The organism is Streptomyces marokkonensis (assembly GCF_039539045.1).
GTDB lineage: Bacteria > Actinomycetota > Actinomycetes > Streptomycetales > Streptomycetaceae > Streptomyces > Streptomyces marokkonensis.
Genome location: NZ_BAABCQ010000051.1, coordinates 1 through 22987, shown reverse-complemented (window position 1 = coordinate 22987; position 22987 = coordinate 1). Strand labels below are relative to the sequence as shown.

Here is a 22987-nt window from a genome sequence, read left to right as displayed (position 1 = left end):
CCGGTGTGCAGGGCCCTCGTGCGCGGGGGCCGGCTGGCCGGTCCGGCGTGCGGGGCCTCACGTCTCCGTGCGGTACATCAGGTCCGTCTCGTGGGTGACGAAGCCCAGGCGTTCGTAGACGGACACCGCCGCCGTGTTGTCGGCGTCGACGTACAGCATCGCCGTGGGCAGTCCCCGCTCCGCCAGGTGCCGCAGGCCGATGGTGGTCAGGGCCTTGCCCAGGCCGCCGCCCTGGGCGTCGGGGCGGATGCCGAGGACGTACACCTCACCGAGCCGCTCCTCGGCGTGCACCTTGGTCCAGTGGAAGCCGATCAGCTCGCCGTCCCGCTCGGCCAGGAAGAACCCCGCCGGGTCGAACCATGCCTCGGCCTTCCGGTCGTCGAGGTCCCGCTGAGTGAGGGCGCCCTGCTCGGGATGGTGGGCGAAGGCGGCGGTGTTCACCGCGAGCCAGGCCGCGTCGTCCCGCCCCGGCACGAAGGTGCGGACGGTCACGCCCTCGGGCAGTCGGGGTTCGGGCAGGTCCAGGTCGGTCAACGGTCGCCGCAGCTGCCGCAGTTCCCGGAAGAGGGTCAGGCCGAGGACCTGGGCGAGATGCCGGGCGGCGGAGTGGCCGCCGTGCGCCCAGAGCCGCAGCCGCTTGCCGGATGCGGCGAGCAGCGCGGAGCCCAGCGCACGCCCGTGGCCGTGTCCCCGGCAGGAAGGGTGGACGACCAGTTCGGCGGCGGGCGGCTCCACCGGGTCGGTGTCCTCCAGCTGGGCGTAACCGACGAGTTCGCCGCCGTCCAGGGTGAGCAGCAGGTGCGCGATGCCCTCCCGCGCCGGGCCGCGCAGTTGGAGCCGTCCCTGTTCGGAGACGGCCTGCTGCCCGTCGTTGCGAGCGGCCTCGGTGAGCAGGGCGAGGACGGCTTCGCTCTGCTCCGGGGTGAGTTCGGCGAGGGTCTCGATCGAGCGGGGGCGGCCGGGCCGCACGGTGTCGTCGCTGGTCATGCATACGAGGTTAAGGGGCGGGCGCGGCAAAGCGGCGGCAGTGCGGGAGGAGGAAGCCAAACCAGGATGTAACCCGGATCCCCCTGTCGCGCTACGCGCGTTGACTCTAGGCTGCTGCGCCGGCGGGCCGTCTCCTCAGCGGCTCGCGTCACGCACACCCACAGGGGGGCGCATGCCAGCCACAGCACAGTCGCACGAATCGCGCCGCAGACGCCGTACGAACCGTCTCCTCGCCGTCGCCGCCACGGTCGTCACCGCCGGGGCGCTCGCGGCCGCGGCCCTGCCGGCGTCGGCGAACGCGGGCGAGAGCCACCGGGGCCACGGCGGTCACGGCGACCACGGCGGTCACGGGAATGGCCACGGCCATGGCCGTTACCAGGACGTCCAGCTCCTCTCCTTCAACGACCTGCACGGCAACCTGGAACCGCCGACCGGCTCCTCCGGCCGGGTCGCCGAGCTCCAGCCGGACGGCACGACGAAGACGATCGACGCGGGCGGCGTCGAGTACCTCGCCACTCACCTGCGCGAGGCCCGTGAGGACAACCGCTACTCCATCACCGCCGCCGGCGGCGACATGGTCGGCGCGTCCCCGCTCCTGTCCGGCCTCTTCCACGACGAGCCGACCATCGAGGCGCTGAACGCGCTCGGCCTGGACGTGACGAGCGTCGGCAACCACGAGTTCGACGAGGGCGCGGCGGAGCTCGGCCGCCTCCAGGACGGCGGCTGCCACCCCACCGAGGGCTGCTACACGGACAAGGAGTTCAAGGGCGCCGACTTCCCGTACCTGGCGGCGAACGTCCTGGACGAGAAGTCCGGCAGGCCCGTCCTGAAGCCGTACTGGGTGTGGAAGCAGAAGGGCGTCAAGGTCGGCTTCATCGGCGTGACCCTGGAGGGCACCCCGGACATCGTCTCGGCGGAGGGCGTCAAGGGCCTCTCCTTCAAGGACGAGGTCGAGACGATCAACAAGTACGCCAAGGTGCTCCAGCGCCAGGGCGTGAAGTCGATCGTGGCCCTGGTCCACGAGGGCGGCTTCCCGGCCTCGTCCTCCTACAACTACGACTGCGACTCCCCGGGCGCCGGCGACGGCATCTCCGGCCCGATCGCCGACATCGCCAAGAACGTCACACCCCAGGTCGACGCGCTGGTCACCGGCCACACCCACGCGGCGTACGCCTGCACGATCCCCGACCCGTCGGGCAACCCCCGCACGGTCACGTCGGCCGCGTCCTTCGGCCGCCTCTACACGGACACGACGCTGACGTACGACCGTCGGACCGGCGACATCGCCCGTACGGCCGTGAAGTCGGCGAACCACGTCGTGACGCGGGACGTCCCGAAGGCACCGGACATGACCCGGCTGATCGACCGGTGGAACACCCTCGCCGCCCCGATCGGCAACCGCCCCGTCGGCTACATCTCCGGCGACATCGACCGGGACGGGACCGAGTCCCCGCTCGGCGACCTGATCGCCGACGCGCAACTCGCGTACGGCAGGACCCAGGACCCGGAGACCGACCTGGCCCTGATGAACCCGGGCGGCATCCGCGCCCCGCTGACGTACGCGTCCACGGGCAGCGAGGGCGACGGCGTCGTCACCTTCGCCGAGGGCTTCACGGTCCAGCCCTTCGCCAACACGGTGAACCTGAAGGACTACACGGGCGCCCAGCTGATCCAGGTGCTGAAGGAGCAGGTCAGCGGCCCGAACGAGGCGGCCCCGAAGATCCTTCAGGTCTCCGCAGGCCTGACCTACACCCTGGACCTGACGAAGACGGGCGCGGACCGCGTCGTCACGGACTCCGTCCGCCTGGACGGCGCCCCCGTCGACCCGGCGGCCACCTACCGCGTCGCGTCGAACAGCTTCCTCGCGGGCGGCGGCGACGGCTTCACCACGCTGGGCGAGGGCGCGAACGAACTCGTCGGCGCGGACGACCTGGCGGCGCTGGAGCAGTATCTGACGGCCAACTCGTCGGCGACCGCCCCGATCGCCCCGCCGGCGGCCGACCGGATCACGGTCGTCCAGTAACGACCACCGACCGCGGGGAGGGCCCCGGTGCACGTCCGGCGGGCGGCCGTACGAGGCCGACGTGCCGACGTGTACCGGGCCCCTCCGGGGCTCGGTGTGCGCGGTGACCGTGCCGTGGCGTCGGTGTACTTGCTCCAAAGCGAGTACGTATGGCGTCCGATGTTCACGGTGCGCTCTTATGAGCGGGGTGTGAACGAATCCGCCGTATCGTCCTCGTATGTGGGTGGAGGGGGGTGTCGCCGGCCGGCTAGAAGGGTTCAGCGGCCCGTAGGAGGGCTTGCGGAAGGTAGGGGGATTCGACGCGGATGTCCCAGCCGCGGCGGCGGGCGTGGCAGGCCAGGGCGAGGACGTGGAGGTTGACGGAAGAATCCGGGTCGTCCGCGCGGTCCGCGACCTGGTAGTAGGCGCGGTGCGCTTCGAGCGCGTCGGCCAGGGCCAGGTTGAAGCTCTCCGCGTCGCCTTCCACGAGCTGCGACAGCAGCACGGCCGGCGGTACGACGAAGTCCAGGCCCTGGTCCTTGGCCTGCACGCCCCGTTGCACCGCCCGCCGCGTGGCCGGTTCGGGATCGGTGCCCTTCAGGTAGGCGTGGAGGGCTTCGCGGTACGCGCCGAAGACGGAGCCGTCCGGGCGGACGAAGTCAGGGCTGGTGAGGACCAGGGGGGCAAGGTCCTCGCGTGCGCCGGTGATCAGGGCGAAGGTGGTGGCCGTCAGCCAGATACCGGATCTGGCCTTCTCCTTCCGCTCGGCCGGGTAGCGCAGCGTGCGGCCGTCGATGGTGACCTCGACCTGGGTGCCCGGCTCCGCCATGGCGATGCGGAGCCGGGCCGCTCCCGCCTGCGAGGCCAGCCGAAGGTGCGAGAGGTGGGCGGCCGTGACTCCGTCGGGGTTCCCCGCGCGCCACTTGAAGAGGCGGGCCTGGTCCTCTGTGACGTGGTCGAGCCGCCAGACGTCGCAGGTCACTCCGTTGCCGGGAGTGAACGCCTTCCGAATGCGTTCCTCGTACATGGCCTCGAGCCGCGGGCTCACCGTCCGGTCGAGGGCCGGCCGCTCCACCACCAGCGGGCCCGCGGCGAGCTCGGCCACCGCGTCCGGCCGCCGGTCCCGGCCGAACCCCGAGACCCGGGGGCCCCGGGTCTCGAAACCGGTGACCAGCGCGTGCGGGAGGTAGTCGGTCCGGACGGCGGGCGTCCAGCCCAGGGTCCGGTACGCGAGTGCGGCGAGGGCCAGGGGGACGAGCGGGAGAAGGCTGCTGGGGGAGGCCGCTCCGCCGTGCAGGTCCGCGTGCCTGACCAGGAGGTCGGCCAGCGCGGCATCGAAGGCGTCCCGGTCCTCGGCGGCCAGCGCGCGCAGCGTTCGCAGCGCCACACCGTCCGGCCGCTCCATGAGCGGCGCGCCCGTCTCCTCGGCGCGGGCACGGACGCGGTCCAGAGCCGCGTCGACGGCGGCGAGCTTGGCCCGCGCGCTCGGCGGGTACTCCTCGTCGTCGCCGGTGTCGTCCAGGACCACGGCCGTCAGACCTGCGGCGAGCTCGTGACCGGGCGTTCCCGGCGCCTGCGCGGTGAACTTCTGCCGGGCGAAGTAGAAGGCCTCGCCGTGCCACTTGGCCTTGTCCCTGAGGACCGACAGGCACAGCGCGTCGGTCCACTCCCCGGGCGTGACGCTCTCCGCGGGGCCGTCCGCGCCCGGGTCGTAGCTCATGCCGAAGTTCACGTACTCCAGGAAGACCTGGAAGCTGCTGTGCGGGTGGTAGGCCGCGTAGGCGACGGCGCCGGCCGCGGCCTCGGACGCGTCCTTCAGCGCGGCCTTCGCCTCCGCGGTGTCGAGGTCGGGTGTCTCGACGGAGAGGGAACCCAGGTAGTCGAGGAACTCCTCCGAGATCGACTGCCATTCGTAGGTGGTCATCCGGTCGGCCCTCGACATGGACCGCACCTGCCCCCCGATACGGCTCACGAAGTCCTCGCGCGCCGCCGACACGGCGCGCTCCCCCACCTGGTGACGCTCTATCCGCACGGCCCCGCTCCTTGATCGGTTCCGGAGCAGCCTATGCGCGAGGTCTGACAGCGCGGCGTTCGTGAGCGGATGCGCTCGGGGCCCGCGCTGCGGCGATCAGCGGCTCGGCACCCCCTAGCCCTGCGCCGGGTTGCGCTCCAGCTTGCGCCGTTCCCGGCGGTTGGGGTGGCGGATGACCACTCCTCCCGTGCCCCCGGACCCGGCGAGCCGGATCAGTGGGGTCCCCGGGAGCCGGTCGGGCGTGGTCTTGTCCGTCAGGCCGCCGAAGGCGGGATCCATGCCACTGGTGTCCGCGGCCCAGCCGTCGGGGATGACGATCGTGACACCGGACATCTCCCCGTACGCCTCCACCGTGACCTCCGTGAGGCGGCACTCGACCCGGGTGAAGTCGACCTTCACACCCCCCAGGCCTCCGTGCGCGATCACGTGCCCGGGAACCTCCCAGCGCCCGGGGCCCCGAGACGCGCCGTGCAGGCCGCCCTTGAGGACCAGCGGCGGCTGACCGGCGGCGGTATCGGACCTCGGCAAGTCGGCGGTCAGGACGGCCAACTCGGCGTGGGTCTTGGAGTTCAGCGCCTGCTCCAGGCGTGTGTCCAGCTCTTCGAAGTCGATTCGCCCCTCGGCTGCCGCATCGCGCAGCTGCTCCACCACTGCTTCCCGGTCGTCGTGAGAGGCACGGAGTTCCCCTGGCGGACCAGGGCGCGGAGAAGGAGCCGGAGGCTGTGCAGTCATGGCCACAGGATAGGCAGCCGGTGAACCGGGCGGACAGAGCCCGTAGGTCTCGAACAGACCGGAGTACGACGAGGGTTGCCGTACCCCGGCGGCCCGGGTCAGGCGCCCGGAGCGAGGCGGCCGGAACGGATGGCGGCGACGACACCGCCGTCCACGAGCAGGTCGTTGCCGGTGATGAAGGTGGCGCCGGGGCCGAGCAGGAAGGCGGCGGCCTCGGCGATGTCGTCGGGGGTGCCCACCCGGCCGGTGCCCGACGCGGAGATCATCGCGCGCATCGCCCGGCCGCTGTCCCCGTCGAGTTCCCGCTGTCCCATGGGAGTGGCGATCACGCCGGGGCTGATGCAGTTGATCCGGGCCCCCCGCTCGCCCCAGGAGGAGCAGGCGGCCTGGACCCGCAGCCGGTTGCCGTACTTGGCGAACCCGTAGGTACCCCGTCCCAGAACCTCCGGATCGGCGAAGGGCAGGTCCAGCAACTCGTCGGCGGGCGTGTGGGCGAGGGCCTGCTCCTGCTCCGCGCTCAGCGGGGCGGACAGCATGTGACCGGCCATGCTGGAGATCACGACGCCCGCCCCGCCGGGCGCGACGACCCGCTCGAACACCTCCAGGACCAACGCCGTCCCGAGCAGGTCCACCTTCAGGACGGCGTCGGCCGGTGCCTGTACGGGCGACAGGCCCGCGGTGTGCACGACCTGGGTCACGGGGCCGAGCTGCGCCGCAGCGTCCGCGAGAGCGGTCACCGAGGACCTCGACGAGACGTCGACGGGCCGCGTGACGACGTCGTGTCCCTGTCCGCGCAGGAGATCCGCCACGGCGGCGAGCGTCTTCTCGTCGAAGTCCGCGAGCAGCAGCTTGTTGCCCGAGCCCTGACGCCGGGCGATGGCCTGCCCCATGCCGCCCACACCGATGACGACGACCACGTTCGTGCCCATGGGCACCTCCATTAACGTAACGATACGGCTCGTAACTAAAAAGTCCTCTCGTAGGATAGGCGGCTATGGATGAGGTGCGGCGGCCTGGACGGCCCCGGGACGCGGCCACGGACCGGGCGATCCTTCGGGCGGCACGGGACGTCCTCCTGCGCGACGGCTACGCCGGACTGTCGATGGAGAAGGTCGCCGCCGCGGCGGGAGTCGGCAAACCCACGCTCTACCGGCGCTGGTCCTCCAGAGTCGCCCTCGTCGGCGATGTCGTATGGCACAGCTTCCACGCCGCCGTGCCCGGCATCGGCCGGCCCGGTCCGCAGGCCGGCGACGGTGCCACTCAGCAGCTGACGACCTGGTTCCGCGCCTACGCCTCATCGGCCGGCGACCCCCGCCACGCCGCCATGATCCTCGCGCTGACCGCTGCCGCCGCCGAGAGCCCGCACGACGCCGAAAGCCTCTACCGGCACCACACCCGCCCGCAGTACGAGGCCATCGTGGACTGCCTGCGGTCGGGAGTGGAGAGCGGCGAATTCCGCGCGGACGCGGACCTCGAAGCCGTCGCCGACGCCCTCATCGGTTCCGTCCTCTACCAACTCCTCACCCGCACCGGCGACGCCGCACCCCAACGGGCCGAGCACCTGCTCGACGTCCTGCTGGCCGGGCTGCGCCCCGTCACCCGCGACCAGCCTGGACGCGCTCCCCGCGACTGACCGCGACGCGGAGTACGTCCTCCAGGGACTCCGTCGCCCTGGTCAGCGCGAACCGCACCGCCCGCTCACCGGCCTTCCGGTCGGCCAGCACCGCCCTGGCACCCGCGAGCACCTGCTCGCCCGACTCCAACTGGGCTTCCTCGATGTCGTCCGCGAGCCGGGAGAGCAGGCTGCGGCCGTTGTCGGTGCTCAGGTAGCAGGGATTGCCTTCGGGGGTGGTCCAGGGGAGGAGGCGGAGTGGGGAGGCGTCCATGAGGTCTGTCCCTTCGGTGCTGTGGCCAGGGTGGATCACTGTTCGTGCCTCGATCGTCACTGGCTGCGCGTACGCTGCGGAAGAGGCTGGCCATTGCCTGGCCGGCGGACAATGGGGAGGGCAGGCATGGACGAACACCCGCTCGACGAAAGGCGGTCGAGGCGCGCCGAGCTGGGTGGGACGCTCCGGATACTCCGCGAGAAGGCGGGCAAGTCGCTTGGCCAGTTGGCCGAGGAGACCTCGTACGACAAGAGCTACCTGTACCGCTTGGAGAAGGGCGAACGGCTCTCCAAGCGGGCGGTCATGGAAGACCTGGACAGGTATCACGGCACCGGTGACCTGTTGGTCCGCTTGTGGCGGGACGCGCGCCAGGAGGTCATCAAGGACAAGTACAAGGACTTCATGGAACTGGAGTCGACGGCACGGGTGATGTGGCTGTTCCAGCTCCGAGTACCGGGCCTGCTCCAGACCGAGGCCTACGCGCGGACGGTGTTGTCGGGGTCGTCCGGAGCCCAGACAACGGCAGGCAACAGCGAGGCGGTCGAGGAGCAGGTCGCCTTGCGCCTGGGGCGGCAGGAGTTGCTGCACCGCCGACCTGCGCCGAGTATCCGGGTGATCCTGGACGAAGGGGCGTTGCGGCGGCCGGTTCCCGACATGATGGTGTGGAGGGGCCAGCTCTCGCATCTGGTGGACACAGCGGCTCTGCCGTCGGTCGCGCTCCAGGTGCTGCCCTACACGGCAGGTGTACACGACCTCATGGACAGCCACCTCTGGCTTCTGTGGCAACGAATTGGCGACCCTGTTGCCTACGTGGAAGGCAATGGCTTCGGCGAGTTGATCGACGATCCGGACAAGGTCCACTCCTTTCGCTTGTCCTACGATCTGGTCAGGGACGCGGCTCTGACCCCGGTGGAGTCGGTGGCGTTCATCAAGAGCCTTCTGGAGGAGCGCAGACCATGAACCGACTGCCTGACCTCACTACCGCCACGTGGCGCAAGTCCTCCTACAGCGACGGGGGAGGCACGAACTGCGTCGAGGTCGCCGACGGCTACGCCGACCTCGTTCCCGTGCGAGACAGCAAGGTGCCGGACGGTCGGGTGCTGGTGTTCGGTGCGAGCCCGTGGGGGTCCTTCCTGATGGGGATCAAGCGTGACGACCGTCAGTGAGTGCCCTGTCCTTGTCCGGCATCCGTGATGTGAGGCGAGTCGTCCCACTGCTGCCGCCGGACGCGGAGGCCGCCGCCGTGCTGCGGGAGTGGGCCGACCGAGCGGACTCGCTGCTGGACGTTTCCGCACTCGACCTCTCCGACGCCGATCTGTCAGGTCTGGACCTCGCGATGGGGCTCCTCTGCGAGACCGTCCTGCGAGACGCCAAGCTCGTCGGCACCGATCTCCACCGGGCGCGTCTGGAAGGCGCGGTGCTTGATCGGGCCGATCTCTCCAGCGCGTGGCTGGCCAAGGCCGAGTTGGACGAGGCCTCCCTGCGCGGCGCCGTCCTGGACGGGGCGAACCTGGGAAGTTCCGGCCTCTACGAGGTCGATGCCCGGTCCGCCCGCTTCACGTCGGCCAACTTCAACGGCGCTTCCCTGGTCGGAACCAGGCTGGAGGGCGCCGACCTGTCCCGTTCGTCGGTGAGGGAGACGTCCTTCAAGGCGGTGATCGACGAGCACACGGTCGTGACCGGGCTCTCGGGCACGCTCTTCGGCCCCGCGGTCATCGACCGGGCAGGCGCGCGGCGCCCAATCGACGGGTTCGACCTCGAGCGATGGCTGAACGGCCGGGGTGCCAAGGTGCGCGTGCTCGTCCCGCGTCTGACGTCGCGGGGCCGACGGGGTCAAGCGGGCGGCGTGCCGTAGGCACCTTCGGGTGAAGGGAGAGACGGACGGCGGCTTCCTGGCTGTAACGTCGCTATGGTGGGGTCATGGCAGAGAACACGACCATTCAGGTGTCACGCCAGGCCCGCGACCACCTCGCGCAGGTCGCCAAGGAGCGGGGCATGACCCTCGGCCAGTTGGTCGAGCAGTTGGCCTCGGAGCAGCCGACGGCGGAGCAGATCGCGGAGCGGGTGGCGGCCACGCGCACGGTGCTGCGTGAACGGCTGGGCTGCACACTCAGCGACGAGGAGTTCGAGAGCGGGCCGAACGTGCTGGCCAACATCTACGCGATGGCGGCGGACAAGACCCGGACCCTCGGGGAGCAAGCCGCGTGATCATTCTCGACGTGGGCGCGGCCCTGGCGCTCGCCCATGGCCACGAGGCCCTCCATCGCCTCGCCGACAACGTCGCCCACACGCCGGGTGACTGGCTGCACCTCCCGGCGCTGTGCCTCATGAAGGCCGAGGAGAGCGAGGCGAACGTCGGAGGCGCGCTGATGGCGCTTCCGGGCCTGCACGTCGATCCGCTCGGTCAGGTCGCGGCCATCACTGTCGGCGGGATGGTGCGGGACGGCTGGGGTGGTGCGGATACGTGTCACGCGCTCTACGTGGCGACGCCACACCTGGACTCGGGGGGCATGTCGATCATCCTGACCGGGCAGGAGGATCTCTACCCACCGGGCTTCCTCACCGTCGACATCGACGCTCCCGGCATGCTCGGCTACCACTGACCCCCGTCGGCCGCGTCCACCTCCGGCGGCGGTACCGGCGCCCCCGGCAGCCGTACGGTCGCCACCGTTCCGCCACCGCTGTCCTCGGCCGCCCGAGTCAGACTCACGGTGCCTCCCGCCTGCTGCACGGTCCGCGCCACGATGGACAGGCCGAGGCCCGAGCCGGGCAGGGCGCGTGCGCTCGGGGAGCGCCAGAAGCGGTCGAAGACGTGGGGGAGTTCGTCGGTGGGGATGCCGGGGCCGTGGTCGCGGACGGTGAGGACGCCGTCGGCCAGGCGTACGTCGACGGTGCCGGAGTCCGGGCTGAACTTCACCGCGTTGTCCAGGACGTTGACGACCGCGCGCTCCAGGGCGGCCGGTTCCGCCCGTACGTACCAGGGCCGCACGTCCGCCGTGATCGTCAGCTCCGGACCGCGCAGGCGGGCGCGGCGCAGGGCGGACTCGACGACGTCGTGCCAGGCGAGGATGCGGGTGCGGCCCGCGTGGCCGGTGTCGGGGCGGGACAGCTCCTGGAGGTCGCCGATCAGCGCCGCCAGCTCCGTCATCTGCGCCTTGACCGAGGCGAGCAGTGCCTTGCGGTCCGCCTCCGGGATCGGGCGGCCGGTCTCCTCGCTGCGGGTGAGGAGTTCGATGTTGGTGCGCAGGGAGGTGAGCGGGGTCCGCAGCTCGTGGCCGGCGTCGGCGATGAGCTGCTGTTGCAGGTCGCGGGAGCTGGCCAGGGACGAGGTCATGCTGTTGAAGGAGCGGGAGAGGCGGGCGATCTCGTCCTCGCTCTCGTCCTCCACGGGGATGCGGACGGTGAGGTCCTCGGTGCGGGCGACGTGTTCGACGGCCCGGGTCAGTTCGTCGACGGGGCGTAGGCCGGTGCGGGCCACCCACAGGCCGGCGGCGCCCGCGCCGACGACTCCGGCGCCGGCGACGAAGACGAGCACCAGCGCGAGGTTGTTGAGGGAGCTGTTCACCTCGCTCAGCGGCCGTGCGGCGGAGACGGCGACGCCCCGCAGATCCGACACGGTGTAGGTGAAGACCCGGTACTGGGTGCCGTCGGACCCCGTGGCGTCGTGCAGCGCGCTGGTGGACTCACCCTCCGCCACGGCGTGGTCGGCGTCGGTGAGCGGGACCTCCTCCGTGCCGATGACGAGGCAGCTACCGCCGGTACGGTCCACGAGCTGTACGGACGAGCCGAAGGGGTTCTGTTCGTGTGTGGCAGGGTCGTGCGCGCACTGGAACGTGCGTAGGTCGAGGTACTTGCTCACCTGCTGCACGTCCATGCGGTTGGCCTTCAGTGCCTCGTCCAGCGAGCTCACCAGCACGCTCTTCACCACGAACCAGCACGCCACCGCCGCCGCCGCCACCGCGAACGCCACCGCCCCCGCCACCAGCAGCGACAGCCGCGCCCGGATGGGCAGCGCGCGGACGCGGCGTACCGGGCTCCTCACTCCGCGCCGCCCTGCCGCAGGACGTAGCCGACGCCGCGGACCGTGTGGACGAGGCGCGGCTCGCCGGCCGCCTCGGTCTTGCGGCGCAGGTACATGACGTACACGTCGAGGGAGTTGGACGACGGCTCGAAGTCGAAGCCCCAGACCGCCTTGAGGATCTGCTCCCGGGTGAGGACCTGGCGCGGGTGCGCCATGAACATCTCCAGGAGGGTGAACTCCGTACGGGTCAGCTCCACCGGCCGCGCGCCCCGCGTGACCTCCCGCGTCCCCAGGTCCATGGTCAGGTCGGCGAAGGTGAGGGTGTCGTCGTCCTCGGTGGTGGCGGCGACGGACGCCGCGTAGGTGCTGCGGCGCAGCAGCGCGCGGATACGGGCGAACAGCTCGTCCAGCTCGAAGGGCTTGACCAGGTAGTCGTCGGCGCCGGCGTCCAGGCCGGTCACCCGGTCGCCGACCGTGTCGCGGGCCGTCAGCATCAGGATCGGGGTCATGTCCCCCGCGCCGCGGATCCGGCGGGCGGCGGTCAGACCGTCCATGCGGGGCATCTGGATGTCGAGGACGACCAGGTCGGGCCGGTAGGCGGCCGCCTTCTCCAGGGCGTCGGCGCCGTCGACGGCGACCTCCGTGCCGTACCCCTCGAAGGCGAGGCTGCGCTGGAGTGCCTCGCGGACCGCCGGCTCGTCGTCGACGATCAGGATGCGCTGGGTGTCACGGTCGCCGTCTGCGGGGCTCATGGGCTCGGGGTCCTCGGGTGGGATGGGATACGGGCTGCCAACGCCTTCAGCGTCGCACGTCGGGTCGCACGTCGGGTCGCGCGTCGGGTCGTACGTTCTCGTACCCGCTTCGTGCCTGCTCAGCTGCTGGCGCCGGCTCGCAGGGCGGGCAGGTCGGCCTTGACGGTGTTGATCGGGATGGCGAAGCCGAGGCCGACGCTGCCCGCACCGGCGGAGGACTCGGCGGACGAGTACATCGCGGAGTTGACGCCGATGATGTTGCCGTTCATGTCGATCAGCGCGCCGCCGGAGTTGCCCGGGTTGAGGGACGCGTCGGTCTGGATCGCCTTGTACGTCGTCGTGGACGAGCCGGTGTCGCCGTTGAACTCCTGGCCACCGAACTCGAACGGCCAGTCACCGCCCTGCCGCTGCTGTTGCTGCTGCCGGCCCTCGTCCGTCGAGACGGTCACGTCACGGTCCAGGGCCGAGACGATGCCGCTGGTCACGGTGCCGGTCAGGCCCTCCGGGGAGCCGATCGCCACGACCTGGTCACCGACCCCGACGCCGTCGGAGTCGCCGAGCGTCGCGGCCGTCAGGCCGGAGGCGTCGTCCAGCTTGATCAGCGCGAGGTCCTTGCTGCTGTCGGTGCCGACGACCTGGGCGGTGTACTGCTTGCCGTCGCTGGTCCTCACCTTGACGGACGACGCCCCGGAGACGACGTGGTTGTTCGTGATGATCTCGCCGTCGTCGGTGATGATCACGCCGGAGCCGGTGGAGGAGCCGGCGTTCGAGGTGGCGCTGATCTCGACGATGCTCGGGCTGACCGCCTCGGCGACCCCGGCGACCGTGCCCTTCTGACTCGAGGGCACCACGTTGGCGCTGGTGGTGCCGGAGGCGACGGTGTCGCTGCCGGTCAGCTCCTGGATGCCGTACGCGGTGCCACCGCCGACGGCCGCCGCGACGATCGCCACGGCCGCGAGCAGGGCGGCGGGGCCGCGCCGGACCGTGCGCCTCTTGCGCGGCTGCTCGGGCCGACCGTCCTGGAAGGGGGCGGCGGGCGGCTGGGCCGGCGGGGGCGGCCACTCGGGGTTGACGGGAGAGGAGGCGTGCCGGGTGGTCCCCTGATACGGGTTCGCGTGCTCGTACTCGCCGCTGTGGCGGAGGCTCTCGGTCATGTTCATGAGCTTCCCGCCCTCGTATGAGAGCGGCCTGAGTGCTGTCTGAGAAGCCCGGCAGAACCTCGTATGCCCGATATAAAGCCGTGTCGGGGGAGGGAGAGGGCGCTACTCGCAGCCGCAGGACTGGCGCAGCACCAGCCGGGACGGGAACACCTTCAGCCGCTCGCGCCGGGAGCCCGCCACCCGCAGGCCGTCGTCCAGGACCAGGTCCACGGCGGCCCGTGCCATCGCCGACCGGTCCGAGGCGACCGTCGTCAGCGGCGGGTCGGCCAGTGCGGCTTCCTTGATGTCGTCGAAGCCGGCCACCGCCAGCTGGCCGGGGACGTCGATGCGTAGCTCGCGCGCCGCGCGCAGCAGGCCGATCGCCTGGTCGTCGGTGGAGCAGAAGATCGCCGGCGGGCGCTGCGGGCCGGCGAGGAGCTCCAGCCCCACGCGGTACGCGTCGTAGCGGTTGTACGGTGCCTCGAAGAGCCGGCCCTCGGTCGGCAGCCCGGCCTCCTTCATCGCGCGCTTCCAGCCCTCGACGTGGTCGGAGACCGGGTCGCCGACGGACGGGGTCTCCGCGGTGCCGCCCATGCAGGCGACGTACTCGTACCCGTGCTCCAGCAGGTGACGTACGGCGAGCTGGGCGCCGCCCAGGTCGTCGGTGACGACGGCGACGTCGTCGATGGCCTCGGGTCGCTCGTGCAGCAGCACGACCCGGGCGTCCCAGACGTCGATCTCGGCGGCGGCCATGTCGTTCAGCGCGTGGCTGACCAGGATCAGGCCGGAGACGCGCATGCCGAGGAAGGCGCGCAGGTAGTGGACCTCGCGCTCACCGACGTAGTCGGAGTTGCCGACGAGCACCATCTTTCCGCGCTCGGAGGCGGCCCACTCGACCGCGTGTGCCATCTCCGCGAAGAAGGGCTGGCGGGCGTCCGGCACGATCAGGCCTATGAGGTCCGTGCGCCGCGACGCCATCGCCTGGGCGACGCGATCCGGCCGGTACCCCAGTTCCTTGATCGCGGCGAGTACACGCTCGCGCGTGGCCGGGGCGACCGGCCGGGGTCCGTTGTTGATGACATAGCTGACGACGGCGGTGGAAGTCCCCGCCAGTCGCGCTACGTCATCCCGAGTCACCTTGGCCACGCGCGGAGTCTACGCGGATGGATCCGCCCTGGGCAGGGCGTATCACACCTTGGTCGACGTCGCTTCCACCGTGCTGTCCGGCCGGGGGCCGGCCTGGGTGTCCGTCCGGGCCGCCCCGGCTCTCGCCTTCGCTTGGGCGTCCTCCGCGGCGCGCCCCGCCTTCTCCGTCTTCTCGGGCTTCTCCGGTGTGACGAAGCGGTAGCCGACGTTGCGGACGGTGCCGATCAGCGACTCGTGCTCGGGGCCGAGCTTGGCGCGCAGCCGCCGTACGTGCACGTCGACGGTGCGGGTGCCGCCGAAGTAGTCGTAGCCCCACACCTCCTGGAGCAGCTGGGCGCGGGTGAAGACCCGGCCCGGGTGCTGGGCGAGGTACTTCAGCAGCTCGAACTCCTTGAACGTCAGGTCCAGGATCCGGCCCTTGAGCTTCGCGGAGTACGTCGCCTCGTCCACCGACAGGTCGCCGTTGCGGATCTCCATGGGGGAGTCGTCGCCGACGATCTGCTGGCGGCCCATGGCCAGCCGCAGCCGGGCCTCGACCTCCGCCGGGCCGGCGGTGTCCAGCAGTACGTCGTCGATTCCCCAGTCGGCGGTGACGGCGGCGAGGCCGCCCTCGGTGACGACGAGGACGAGTGGACAGCTCAGTCCGGTGGACCGCAGCAGCTGGCACAGGCTGCGGATCTGCGGGAGGTCGCGGCGCCCGTCGACGAGTATGACGTCGGCGCCGGGTGTGTCGACGAGGGCGGGGCCCTCCGCCGGAGCGACGCGTACGTTGTGCAGCAGCAGGCCGAGGGCGGGGAGCACCTCCGTCGACGGCTGAAGGGCGTTGGTCAGGAGCAGCAGAGAACTCATCGCGCCCCACCTGCCTGGGTCGTCTTACGGTCGTGCACGTTTCGCTCGCCCATAACGTCTGGTTCCTCCTGGGTCCCTGCGAGGACGTTTACGGCACTGCTTCGTACAGGTGCGGACCCCGTGCCCGTGGGGCCTGCCGCGCATCCGGGAGGTGAACGCTGCGCAACGCTCCCGGAAGCACAAAAGGACCCGGGGGCTACGTTGCCCGAGTCCTCATGCCCAGCAGAATAGCGGACATGAGCAACCGACCGGCGGGTCATGTGGCGCGTCCCACCCTTCGTCCGCATCCCGGGACACCCCGGGGAACGCCGCGCCGCACGCCCTCACGCACCTTCCTGCGCGCCGGTGACGGGGTACGGATCGACGCCGTGTACGAGCCGGGGGTGAGCGGTCGCGACGCCTCTGACCTGGTCTTCGTCGTCGCGCACGGATTCACGGGCGACGCGGATCGCCCGCACGTACGGCGGATCGCGGCGGCGTTCGCGCGCTACGGGGCCGTGGTCACGTTTTCCTTCCGGGGCCATGGCGCGTCCGGGGGAAGGTCCACCGTCGGTGACCGGGAGGTGCTCGACCTGGCGGCTGCGGTCACCTGGGCGCGCGGCTTCGGGCACGCGCGGGTGGTGACCGTCGGCTTCTCCATGGGCGGCTCGGTGGTGCTGCGGCACGCGGCGCTGTACGGCGACCAGGGCGCCGAGAGCGCGGGAGACGGTGGCGACGGCGGTGGCGGCGGTGGCGCCCGCACGGATGCCGTCGTGTCGGTGAGCTCCCCCGCCCGCTGGTACTACCGGGGGACGGCCCCCATGCGCCGGCTGCACTGGCTGGTGATGAGGCCCGCCGGACGCCTGGTGGGCCGCTACGGCATGCGCACCCGTATCCATCACCGGGACTGGGACCCGGTGCCGCTGTCGCCGGTGGAGGCGGCGGGGCGGATCGCTCCGACGCCGCTCCTCGTCGTCCACGGCGACCGGGACGGCTACTTTCCCCTCGACCACCCCCGGATGCTGGCCGAGGCGGCCGGTGACCACGGCGAACTCTGGCTGGAGCCCGGCATGGGCCACGCCGAGCACGCGTCCGACGAGGAGCTGCTGCGCAGGATCGGCGACTGGGCCGTGTCCCGGGCGGGCTAGCCTGGCGGTGTTCACCGCCGGTCGGCACGGACGCCGATCGGCACCGGCGACGAAGGATCCAGATGGCAAAGGTCACGGTGCGCTACTGGGCCGCCGCGAAGGCCGCGGCGGGGGTGGCCGAGGAGCCCTACGAGGCGGCCACGCTCGCCGACGCGCTCGGCTCGGTGCGCGAGCGACACCCCGGCGAACTCACGCGCGTGCTGCTGCGCTGCTCGTTCCTCGTCGACGGCGACCCCGTGGGCACGCGCGGGCACGAGACGATACGGCTGGCCGAGGGCGGCACGGTCGAGGTGCTCCCGCCGTTCGCAGGAGGGTGAGCGATGACCAACCAGCCGCATCAGCCTTATCAGGCTTACCAGCAACACCAGCAGCAACAACATCCGTACGAGGGATACGCAGGGCTCGAGGGGCAGGAGGGACACGCGGGGTACGAAGCCCAGGCGTGGCCCGGACCTCAGGGCCAGCAGACGTATCAGGGTCAGCAGGCGTATCAGGGCCGGCAGGGGTACGAGGAGCCGGACGCCGCCCAGTACACGCAGCAGTGGCAGGGGCAGACCTGGGAGACCCAGGTTCAGCCGCCGGTCTCCGTGGAGGAGACGGCGTATCTGCCGCCTCAGGCGCCTCAGGCGCCGCACGGGTACCAGGAGCCGGCGAGTACGCCGTACGGGACGACCGGCGGCTACGCACCGCAGCCGTACCCGTCCCAGCCGCAGGCCTATGCTCCCCAGCCCCAGCCCCAGCCCCAGCCCCAGCCCCAGCCCCAGCCCCACCAGCCGTACGAGCCTCCCGCCCCCACTCCCGAGTCGGCCCCTGCGCCCTCCGCCCCTGCGCCCTCCGCCGCCACGCCCTCCGACGGGCCCGGCTACGGCCCGGCGACCATCGCCGGGAACACGAGGGTCACCGACGCGCAGCGCGCCCGTGCCGAGGGACGTTCACCGATCATCGACCCGGGGATGCAGCCGGCCGGGCTCACCGCGCTGCTCGGGCTGCTGCTGGCCGGGTCGGCGGCGCTCGGCACGTACGCCCTCCTCGTCCCCCTCGTCGCCCTCCAGGCCGTCACCGCGGCGGGCTGGTTCCGGCTGAACGGCATGTGGCCCGCCCGGCAGGGCATCGCACTGGGCTTCGCGGGGGCGCTGGCCGCCGACGTGGCGATGCTGGTGTCGGACCGCTCCCCGGCGGCGATCCTCGGCACGCTCGGGGTGTGGGTGCTGCTGACCCTCGTACTGCAACTGCGCTCGCACGCCGATCCCGACGAGCGGATGTACGGCCTGATGGCGACCGTCGCCGCGTCGGCGCTGGCCGTCGTCGCGGGCGGGTACCTCGCCGCCGCCGCGGACGCGGTGACGGTCGGTGCGATCGCGGTGGCCGTCGCCGCCGTGGCCCGCGCCCTGCCGTTGCCGACGCCGGCGTCCGTGGTCGTCGCGCTGCTCGCGGCGGGCGGGGCGGGGCTCGCGGTCGGCTCGATGACGGACTTCGGCCCGTCGGGGGCGCTGCTCGGCGCGGGCGCGGCGGTGTGCGCGCTGATCGGCCACCGAGTGGCGGCCTACGACTATCCCTCCCGGTTCGTCCACTTCACGGCGGGTGTCGCGCTGCCTCTCGCGGCCGCGGCACCGGCGGTGTACGTACTCGGCCGGGCACTCGGCTGAGTCACCGCCCGGCCACCGCCCGGCCCACGTACCTCCCTGTCACAGGTGATCCACAAAACTGCGGCGGTCCTCCCGCGTCGCGTTACCCTCGCGCTGGACGGCCGCCGGTCGTCGGGGACCGCCGTCGTCGAACGCCCAGGGTTGGGGAACACCACATGCGTGCATTGCGAATACTGTTGATCGTCGTCGTGATCCTGGGCGGGCTCTTCGCGATCGCGGACCGTGTGGCGGTCAACTTCGCCGAGGGCGAGGCGGCGGACAAGCTGCGCAGTACCGAGAACCTGGCCTCGACGCCGGACGTCTCCATCAACGGCTTCCCCTTCCTCACCCAGGTCGTCGGGGGCGAACTGGACGACGTCGAGATCGGCATCGACGACTACGAGGCGTCCACCGGCAACGGCGGCGAGAACATCCGTATCGACGGTCTGCGCGCGAACATGAAGGGCGTCGAGTTCTCCAGCGACTTCAGCTCCGCCACCGCGGCCACCGCCACCGGCACCGCGACCGTCGGCTACGACGAGCTGCTGAAGGCCGCCAAGTCCGAGCCCACGGAGATCGCGCCCGGCATCACCGCCAAGGTCATCGGCCTCTCCGACGGCGGCAACGGCAAGATCAAGGTCTCTCTCCAGGGCACGGCCTTCGGTGTCGCGCTCCCCGAGCCGGTCGAGGTGCTCAGCTCCGTCACGGTCAAGGACAACGACGTCGAGGTTGTCGCGGACGGCCTGCCGGAGATCGGCGGCAAGCAGCTCGCGGAGTCCCGGATCCGCGCGATCACCGACTTCCAGCAGACCATCGACGAGCTGCCCGGCGGCATTGAGCTGGACAAGGTCGAGGCGGCGAAGGACGGCGTCGAGATCACGGTGAAGGGTTCGAACGTCAGGCTGGCCGGGTAGGACGACGGTCGGCCGACCGGTCGGGCAGAAGGCCGGCGGGCGGAGGGCGGCGGGCGGAGGGCCGGCGGTCGGCGGCCGGCCGGCGGAAGGGCGGCGCGGCGAGGGCCCGGCGTCCGGCAGCGCGGCGCGCGGCGACGGGCCGTTGTCCGGTAGATGAGACGGCACCGTCCGCACCGCAGATGCGGCGGCGGGCGCCCGGGGCCGCGTACCACCCGGCGGCATCCCGACAGGCACTCTGATCCCACACTCCGGACGATCCCGTCTCAGGATGCGACACGCCGGTGACATGGCCCGCCATCCATCCCTACGATCGGGACCTATGCAGCATCAGACGAGCGTCCTCCGGCCGCGGGGTCAGGCGGACCTCACGAAGCGGCGGGCAGTGGACCTGTGCCGCGTTGCCGCCATGCTCTGTCGCACCTTCTGAGCCGGCCGGCGACGCCGCCGACCGTGTCCCCCCTCACCGCCCCGCCCAGGGCACCCGCGCGCCGCCCTGGCACGAGCGCGCACCCCGTCTCACCGCACGCCCCGCCGCCAACTGCCCCGGAGGAGAAGACATGAGCCGCAGCGACGTACTGGTCGAAGCCGACTGGCTGCAGGACCACCTGGACGACCCGGCCATCGCGATCGTCGAGGTGGACGAAGACACGTCCGCCTACGAGAAGAACCACATCAAGAACGCGATCCGGATCGACTGGACCCAGGATCTCCAGGACCCGGTCCGCCGCGACTTCGTCGACCAGGAGGGCTTCGAGAAGCTCCTGTCGGCGAAGGGCATCTCCAACGACCACACCGTGGTCCTCTACGGCGGCAACAACAACTGGTTCGCGTCCTACGCCTACTGGTACTTCAAGCTGTACGGCCACGAGAACGTCAAGCTCCTCGACGGCGGCCGCAAGAAGTGGGAGCTGGACGCCCGCGAGCTGGTCGACGGCACCGACGTGCCCGAGCGCCCCGCGACCGACTACAAGGCAAAGCCGCAGAACACCGCGATCCGCGCCTTCCGCGACGACGTGGTCGCCGCCATCGACGCGCAGAACCTGGTCGACGTCCGCTCGCCCGACGAGTTCTCCGGCAAGCTGCTCGCCCCGGCCCACCTGCCGCAGGAGCAGTCGCAGCGCCCGGGCCACGTCCCGTCCGCCCGCAACATCCCGTGGTCGAAGAACGCCAACGACGACGGCACCTTCAAGTCCGACGACGAGCTCAAGGCGCTCTACGAGGACGAGCGGGTCGACCTGGCGAAGGACACCATCGCCTACTGCCGCATCGGCGAGCGCTCGGCCCTGACCTGGTTCGTCCTGCACGAGCTGCTGGGCGTGGAGAACGTCAAGAACTACGACGGCTCCTGGACCGAGTACGGCTCCCTCGTCGGCGTGCCGATCGAGCTCGGCGCCGCCAAGTAAGCAAGCGGGTGACGCACCCGACCGACCCTTCCCAACCCCTCAGGAGTACGACATGTGCGGAGCGAAGGCCGGCGGCCCCGACGCCTCGACGATCAAGCCCGGTGAGACCACGATCCAGGGCCACGTGACCCGCGGCGGCGAGCCGGTGACGGGCTACGTCCGTCTGCTGGACTCCACCGGCGAGTTCACGGCGGAGGTCCCGACCTCCGCGACGGGTCAGTTCCGCTTCTACGCGGCCGAGGGCACCTGGACCGTCCGGGCACTCGTCCCGGGCGGCAGCGCCGACCGCACGGTCGTCGCCCAGGACGGCGGACTGGCGGAGGTCGCGATCGCCGTCTGACGGCAGACGACGGCAGGCGACGGCAGACGACGGCAGACGACGGCCGCGGGGCCGCACCCACCGGGTTGGACACCTGGGGTGCGGCCCCGCGGCCGTGCCGCTCCTCCGCCCTGCCGGGTGGGGGGCGTGGTGGGTCAGATCAGGTCCTGTCCGTTGCGGCGGGCCTCGGCCCACTCGCGGAAGAAGCCACGGCAGATCACGAACAGGACGATGGCCACGAGCACGGGCCACACCAGGATGTACGCGGTCAGGGCTGCGGTGGTCACGGTGCCTCCTCGGGGGTCACTTGGTGCTGGTTTCGGCGAGGTCGGGACCGGGATCGCCCTCGGAGCCCCCGGGCCGGTCCGGGGCCCGTTCCCCGCCGTCGGCGTCCGGGGCGTCCGGGGCGTCCGCACCGGTGGCAGCCGCCGGGGCGTCGTCGAAGTCGCCGGTGCGCTGCGCGATGACGGCGAAGTCGAAGCCCTCACGCCGGCGCACGGACATGGCCCAGCAGATGATGGTGGACACCGAGTAGGCGACCAGCGAGCCGCACAGCGTGGCGTACTCGTGAAGGGAACCGATGGCGAACGGCGCGGCCACCGCCGTCGCCGCCACACCGACGATCTTCGCCACCCGGATGCCGAAGAACCCGAAGGCCATCAGGCCGAGGACGACGCCGACTCCGATGACCGACAGCACGTCCACGACGATGCCGAAGGCGCCGTCCACGGAGATCCAGCCGAAGCGCACCGGCAGGAACACCGCGAGCGCCACGAGCACCGAGGTGGTGAACGCCCTCCCGGTGACCTTCTCCCAGTAGAAGCTGGCCAGCACCGGGAAGACGAGTGCGCCCCACAGCGCCCCGACGAACACCAGCAGGTCGAGGATGTTCAGTTGCAGGCTGGCAAAAGCCACGGCCGCCGCGGTCGCCACCACCATGGTGACGCGGCCGACGAGCAGCATCGTCTTCGGGTCGGCCTTCTCCTTGCCGGCCACGTTCTGGCCGTAGACATCGGTCATCACGATGGAGGAGAGGGCCGCGAGGTCCGAGTCGGCGGTGGAGGAGAGCGCGCCGATGATCATGACGAAGAACAGGGCCAGGAGCACGGGGGGCAGGTACTCGGCCGCCATCCCGGGGATGATGTTGTTCAGGTCGCCGCCGGTCGGCTCGTAGCCGAGGTAGAGGGCGAGCACGCCGAGCATGCCGACGCCGATGACCATCGCGCCGTATCCGACGGTCGCGGTGATGAAGGTCGGCTTGATCAGGTTTTCCCGCACCGCGAAGAGCCGCTGTGCGATGGTCTGGTTTCCGATCGCGTAGGCGAGCACGGCGGCGATGTACGGGGCGCCCTGCTCCATGAAGGCCACGCTGGAGAAGAAGTTGCCCTGCTGCGCGGTCAGGTTGCTCGCGCCGGTCTCGAAGGCGGCCGGGAAGTCGGCCGCGAAGAAGATGAACGGGACGATGACGGCCACCGCACCGAGCATGGCGACGACCTGCACGAAGTCGGTGAGCACCGAGGCGCGGAAGCCGGACCACAGGGTGTAGAGCAGCACGCCCGCGGCTACGGCGAAGACGCCCTGGGTGAAGTTGAACGGTGACAGCAGCGAGATCAGCACGCCACCGGCGATGAAGTTGGACATCAGGCTGATCAGGCTGCCGACGATGTTCGAGCCGGCGAGCATCAGCTGGCTGGAGCGCCCGTGCCGGACGTACATGACCTCGGCGAGGGTGTGCGCCTTCGGTGCCACGGCACGGATCCGTTTACCGAAGGGATAGATGAAGAGAATCATCAGGGCGCCCCAGAGCCCGTAGTGGATGGGGCCGGAGATTCCGTAGGTATATCCGGATGTCGCGGACGCGTACATCGACGACGCCCAGATCCAGGTCGCCGTCATACTGGCGGCCGAAATGCCGAAACCAATATTGTTGCCGGCGGTCATATAGCCGTCGGCGTTCTCCTCCTTCTTTCCGATGCGGGTCGATATCAGAAAGGTCCCCCCGTAGAAGAAGACCAGTAGACCCACGACTACAAGGCCGCTGAACTGTGCTGTC

At 71.2% G+C, this 22987-nt stretch carries 25 protein-coding genes; 13 read left to right on the top strand and 12 right to left on the bottom strand.

The features are described 5' to 3' along the window. Positions 1 to 57: 57 nt before the first annotated feature. On the bottom strand, positions 58 to 987 hold the full coding sequence (gene mshD / locus ABEA26_RS15210; protein WP_345592736.1) for a mycothiol synthase: 930 nt from the start codon (positions 985 to 987) through the stop codon (positions 58 to 60). 172 nt (positions 988 to 1159) lie between these two features. Between mshD and ABEA26_RS15205 the strand changes: the two genes are divergently transcribed. Next, a complete protein-coding gene (locus ABEA26_RS15205; protein ID WP_345592734.1) occupies positions 1160 to 3010 on the top strand; it encodes a bifunctional metallophosphatase/5'-nucleotidase in 1851 nt (616 codons plus the stop codon). Positions 3011 to 3257: 247 nt separating this feature from the next. On the opposite strand, the gene ABEA26_RS15200 is transcribed toward ABEA26_RS15205, so the two are convergent. The 3 genes from ABEA26_RS15200 to ABEA26_RS15190 form a co-directional block, all read right to left on the bottom strand. Continuing rightward, complete coding sequence (locus tag ABEA26_RS15200; RefSeq protein ID WP_345592733.1) at positions 3258 to 5021, bottom strand: immunity 49 family protein; 1764 nt, start codon at positions 5019 to 5021, stop codon at positions 3258 to 3260. A 114-nt stretch (positions 5022 to 5135) separates the two neighbouring features. Beyond that, a complete protein-coding gene (locus tag ABEA26_RS15195) occupies positions 5136 to 5753 on the bottom strand; it encodes a DUF1707 SHOCT-like domain-containing protein (RefSeq protein WP_345592732.1) in 618 nt (205 codons plus the stop codon). 98 nt (positions 5754 to 5851) lie between these two features. Beyond that, positions 5852 to 6682, bottom strand: a complete 831-nt coding sequence (locus ABEA26_RS15190; RefSeq protein WP_345592731.1) for an SDR family oxidoreductase — start codon at positions 6680 to 6682, stop codon at positions 5852 to 5854. Positions 6683 to 6747: 65 nt separating this feature from the next. On the opposite strand from ABEA26_RS15190, the gene ABEA26_RS15185 reads away from it, so the two are divergent. Continuing rightward, complete coding sequence (locus ABEA26_RS15185) at positions 6748 to 7386, top strand: TetR/AcrR family transcriptional regulator (RefSeq protein WP_345592730.1); 639 nt, start codon at positions 6748 to 6750, stop codon at positions 7384 to 7386. Here the strand turns inward: ABEA26_RS15185 and ABEA26_RS15180 are convergent. Beyond that, positions 7349 to 7639, bottom strand: coding sequence for a hypothetical protein (locus ABEA26_RS15180; RefSeq protein ID WP_345592729.1), 291 nt, complete (start codon positions 7637 to 7639; stop codon positions 7349 to 7351). The genes ABEA26_RS15185 and ABEA26_RS15180 overlap by 38 nt on opposite strands. 126 nt (positions 7640 to 7765) lie before the next feature. Here ABEA26_RS15180 and ABEA26_RS15175 point away from each other — a divergent pair, with 126 nt between their 5' ends. The 5 genes from ABEA26_RS15175 (at position 7766) to ABEA26_RS15155 (ending at position 10242) form a co-directional block, all read left to right on the top strand. Then, complete coding sequence (locus tag ABEA26_RS15175; protein WP_345592728.1) at positions 7766 to 8599, top strand: helix-turn-helix domain-containing protein; 834 nt, start codon at positions 7766 to 7768, stop codon at positions 8597 to 8599. After that, a complete protein-coding gene (locus tag ABEA26_RS15170; RefSeq protein ID WP_345592727.1) occupies positions 8596 to 8805 on the top strand; it encodes a DUF397 domain-containing protein in 210 nt (69 codons plus the stop codon). The genes ABEA26_RS15175 and ABEA26_RS15170 overlap by 4 nt, the downstream gene beginning before the upstream one ends. A gap of 29 nt (positions 8806 to 8834) precedes the next feature. Beyond that, entirely contained in the window at positions 8835 to 9494 is a 660-nt protein-coding gene (locus tag ABEA26_RS15165; RefSeq protein ID WP_345592726.1) for a pentapeptide repeat-containing protein, read from the top strand. A 65-nt stretch (positions 9495 to 9559) separates the two neighbouring features. Next, a complete protein-coding gene (locus ABEA26_RS15160; protein ID WP_345592725.1) occupies positions 9560 to 9847 on the top strand; it encodes a hypothetical protein in 288 nt (95 codons plus the stop codon). Beyond that, on the top strand, positions 9844 to 10242 hold the full coding sequence (locus ABEA26_RS15155) for a hypothetical protein (protein WP_345592724.1): 399 nt from the start codon (positions 9844 to 9846) through the stop codon (positions 10240 to 10242). The genes ABEA26_RS15160 and ABEA26_RS15155 overlap by 4 nt, the downstream gene beginning before the upstream one ends. Here ABEA26_RS15155 and ABEA26_RS15150 read toward each other — a convergent pair. The 5 genes from ABEA26_RS15150 to ABEA26_RS15130 all read right to left on the bottom strand — a co-directional run bounded on the left by ABEA26_RS15150 (position 10233) and on the right by ABEA26_RS15130 (position 15546). Beyond that, the gene (locus tag ABEA26_RS15150; RefSeq protein WP_345592723.1) at positions 10233 to 11681 is read right to left on the bottom strand and encodes a sensor histidine kinase; all 1449 of its coding nucleotides are present in this window, start codon (positions 11679 to 11681) and stop codon (positions 10233 to 10235) included. The two genes, ABEA26_RS15155 and ABEA26_RS15150, sit on opposite strands and share 10 nt — an antisense overlap. After that, positions 11678 to 12412, bottom strand: coding sequence for a response regulator transcription factor (locus tag ABEA26_RS15145; RefSeq protein ID WP_345592722.1), 735 nt, complete (start codon positions 12410 to 12412; stop codon positions 11678 to 11680). The genes ABEA26_RS15150 and ABEA26_RS15145 overlap by 4 nt, the downstream gene beginning before the upstream one ends. Positions 12413 to 12531: 119 nt before the next feature. Beyond that, positions 12532 to 13572, bottom strand: a complete 1041-nt coding sequence (locus ABEA26_RS15140; protein ID WP_345592720.1) for a S1C family serine protease — start codon at positions 13570 to 13572, stop codon at positions 12532 to 12534. Positions 13573 to 13674: 102 nt separating this feature from the next. Continuing rightward, positions 13675 to 14697 (bottom strand): LacI family DNA-binding transcriptional regulator, encoded by a 1023-nt coding sequence (locus ABEA26_RS15135; protein WP_345592719.1) that lies wholly within the window; start codon positions 14695 to 14697, stop codon positions 13675 to 13677. Between the two features lie 42 nt (positions 14698 to 14739). Then, positions 14740 to 15546, bottom strand: a complete 807-nt coding sequence (locus tag ABEA26_RS15130) for a response regulator transcription factor (protein ID WP_345592718.1) — start codon at positions 15544 to 15546, stop codon at positions 14740 to 14742. Between the two features lie 236 nt (positions 15547 to 15782). Between ABEA26_RS15130 and ABEA26_RS15125 the strand changes: the two genes are divergently transcribed. The 6 genes from ABEA26_RS15125 to ABEA26_RS15100 all read left to right on the top strand — a co-directional run bounded on the left by ABEA26_RS15125 (position 15783) and on the right by ABEA26_RS15100 (position 20955). Continuing rightward, positions 15783 to 16673, top strand: a complete 891-nt coding sequence (locus tag ABEA26_RS15125; protein WP_345592717.1) for an alpha/beta hydrolase — start codon at positions 15783 to 15785, stop codon at positions 16671 to 16673. Between the two features lie 62 nt (positions 16674 to 16735). Then, on the top strand, positions 16736 to 16990 hold the full coding sequence (locus ABEA26_RS15120; protein ID WP_345592715.1) for a MoaD/ThiS family protein: 255 nt from the start codon (positions 16736 to 16738) through the stop codon (positions 16988 to 16990). 3 nt (positions 16991 to 16993) lie between these two features. After that, positions 16994 to 18319: a hypothetical protein gene (locus ABEA26_RS15115; protein WP_345592713.1), complete on the top strand. Its 1326-nt coding sequence runs from the start codon at positions 16994 to 16996 to the stop codon at positions 18317 to 18319. 155 nt (positions 18320 to 18474) lie between these two features. Continuing rightward, positions 18475 to 19212, top strand: a complete 738-nt coding sequence (locus tag ABEA26_RS15110; RefSeq protein WP_345592712.1) for an LmeA family phospholipid-binding protein — start codon at positions 18475 to 18477, stop codon at positions 19210 to 19212. Between the two features lie 557 nt (positions 19213 to 19769). Then, a complete protein-coding gene (locus ABEA26_RS15105) occupies positions 19770 to 20615 on the top strand; it encodes a sulfurtransferase (RefSeq protein WP_345592711.1) in 846 nt (281 codons plus the stop codon). A 52-nt stretch (positions 20616 to 20667) separates the two neighbouring features. Beyond that, positions 20668 to 20955 carry a DUF1416 domain-containing protein gene (locus ABEA26_RS15100; RefSeq protein WP_345592710.1) on the top strand — a complete coding sequence of 96 codons (288 nt, stop codon included), beginning with the start codon at positions 20668 to 20670 and terminating at the stop codon, positions 20953 to 20955. A 134-nt stretch (positions 20956 to 21089) separates the two neighbouring features. Here ABEA26_RS15100 and ABEA26_RS15095 read toward each other — a convergent pair whose 3' ends face one another. Both ABEA26_RS15095 and ABEA26_RS15090 read right to left on the bottom strand, forming a co-directional pair. Further along, positions 21090 to 21221, bottom strand: coding sequence for a putative transporter small subunit (locus ABEA26_RS15095; RefSeq protein WP_345592709.1), 132 nt, complete (start codon positions 21219 to 21221; stop codon positions 21090 to 21092). Between the two features lie 16 nt (positions 21222 to 21237). Next, positions 21238 to 22987 (bottom strand): sodium:solute symporter family protein (locus ABEA26_RS15090; RefSeq protein ID WP_345592708.1); only part of this gene is annotated, 1750 nt, incomplete at its 5' end.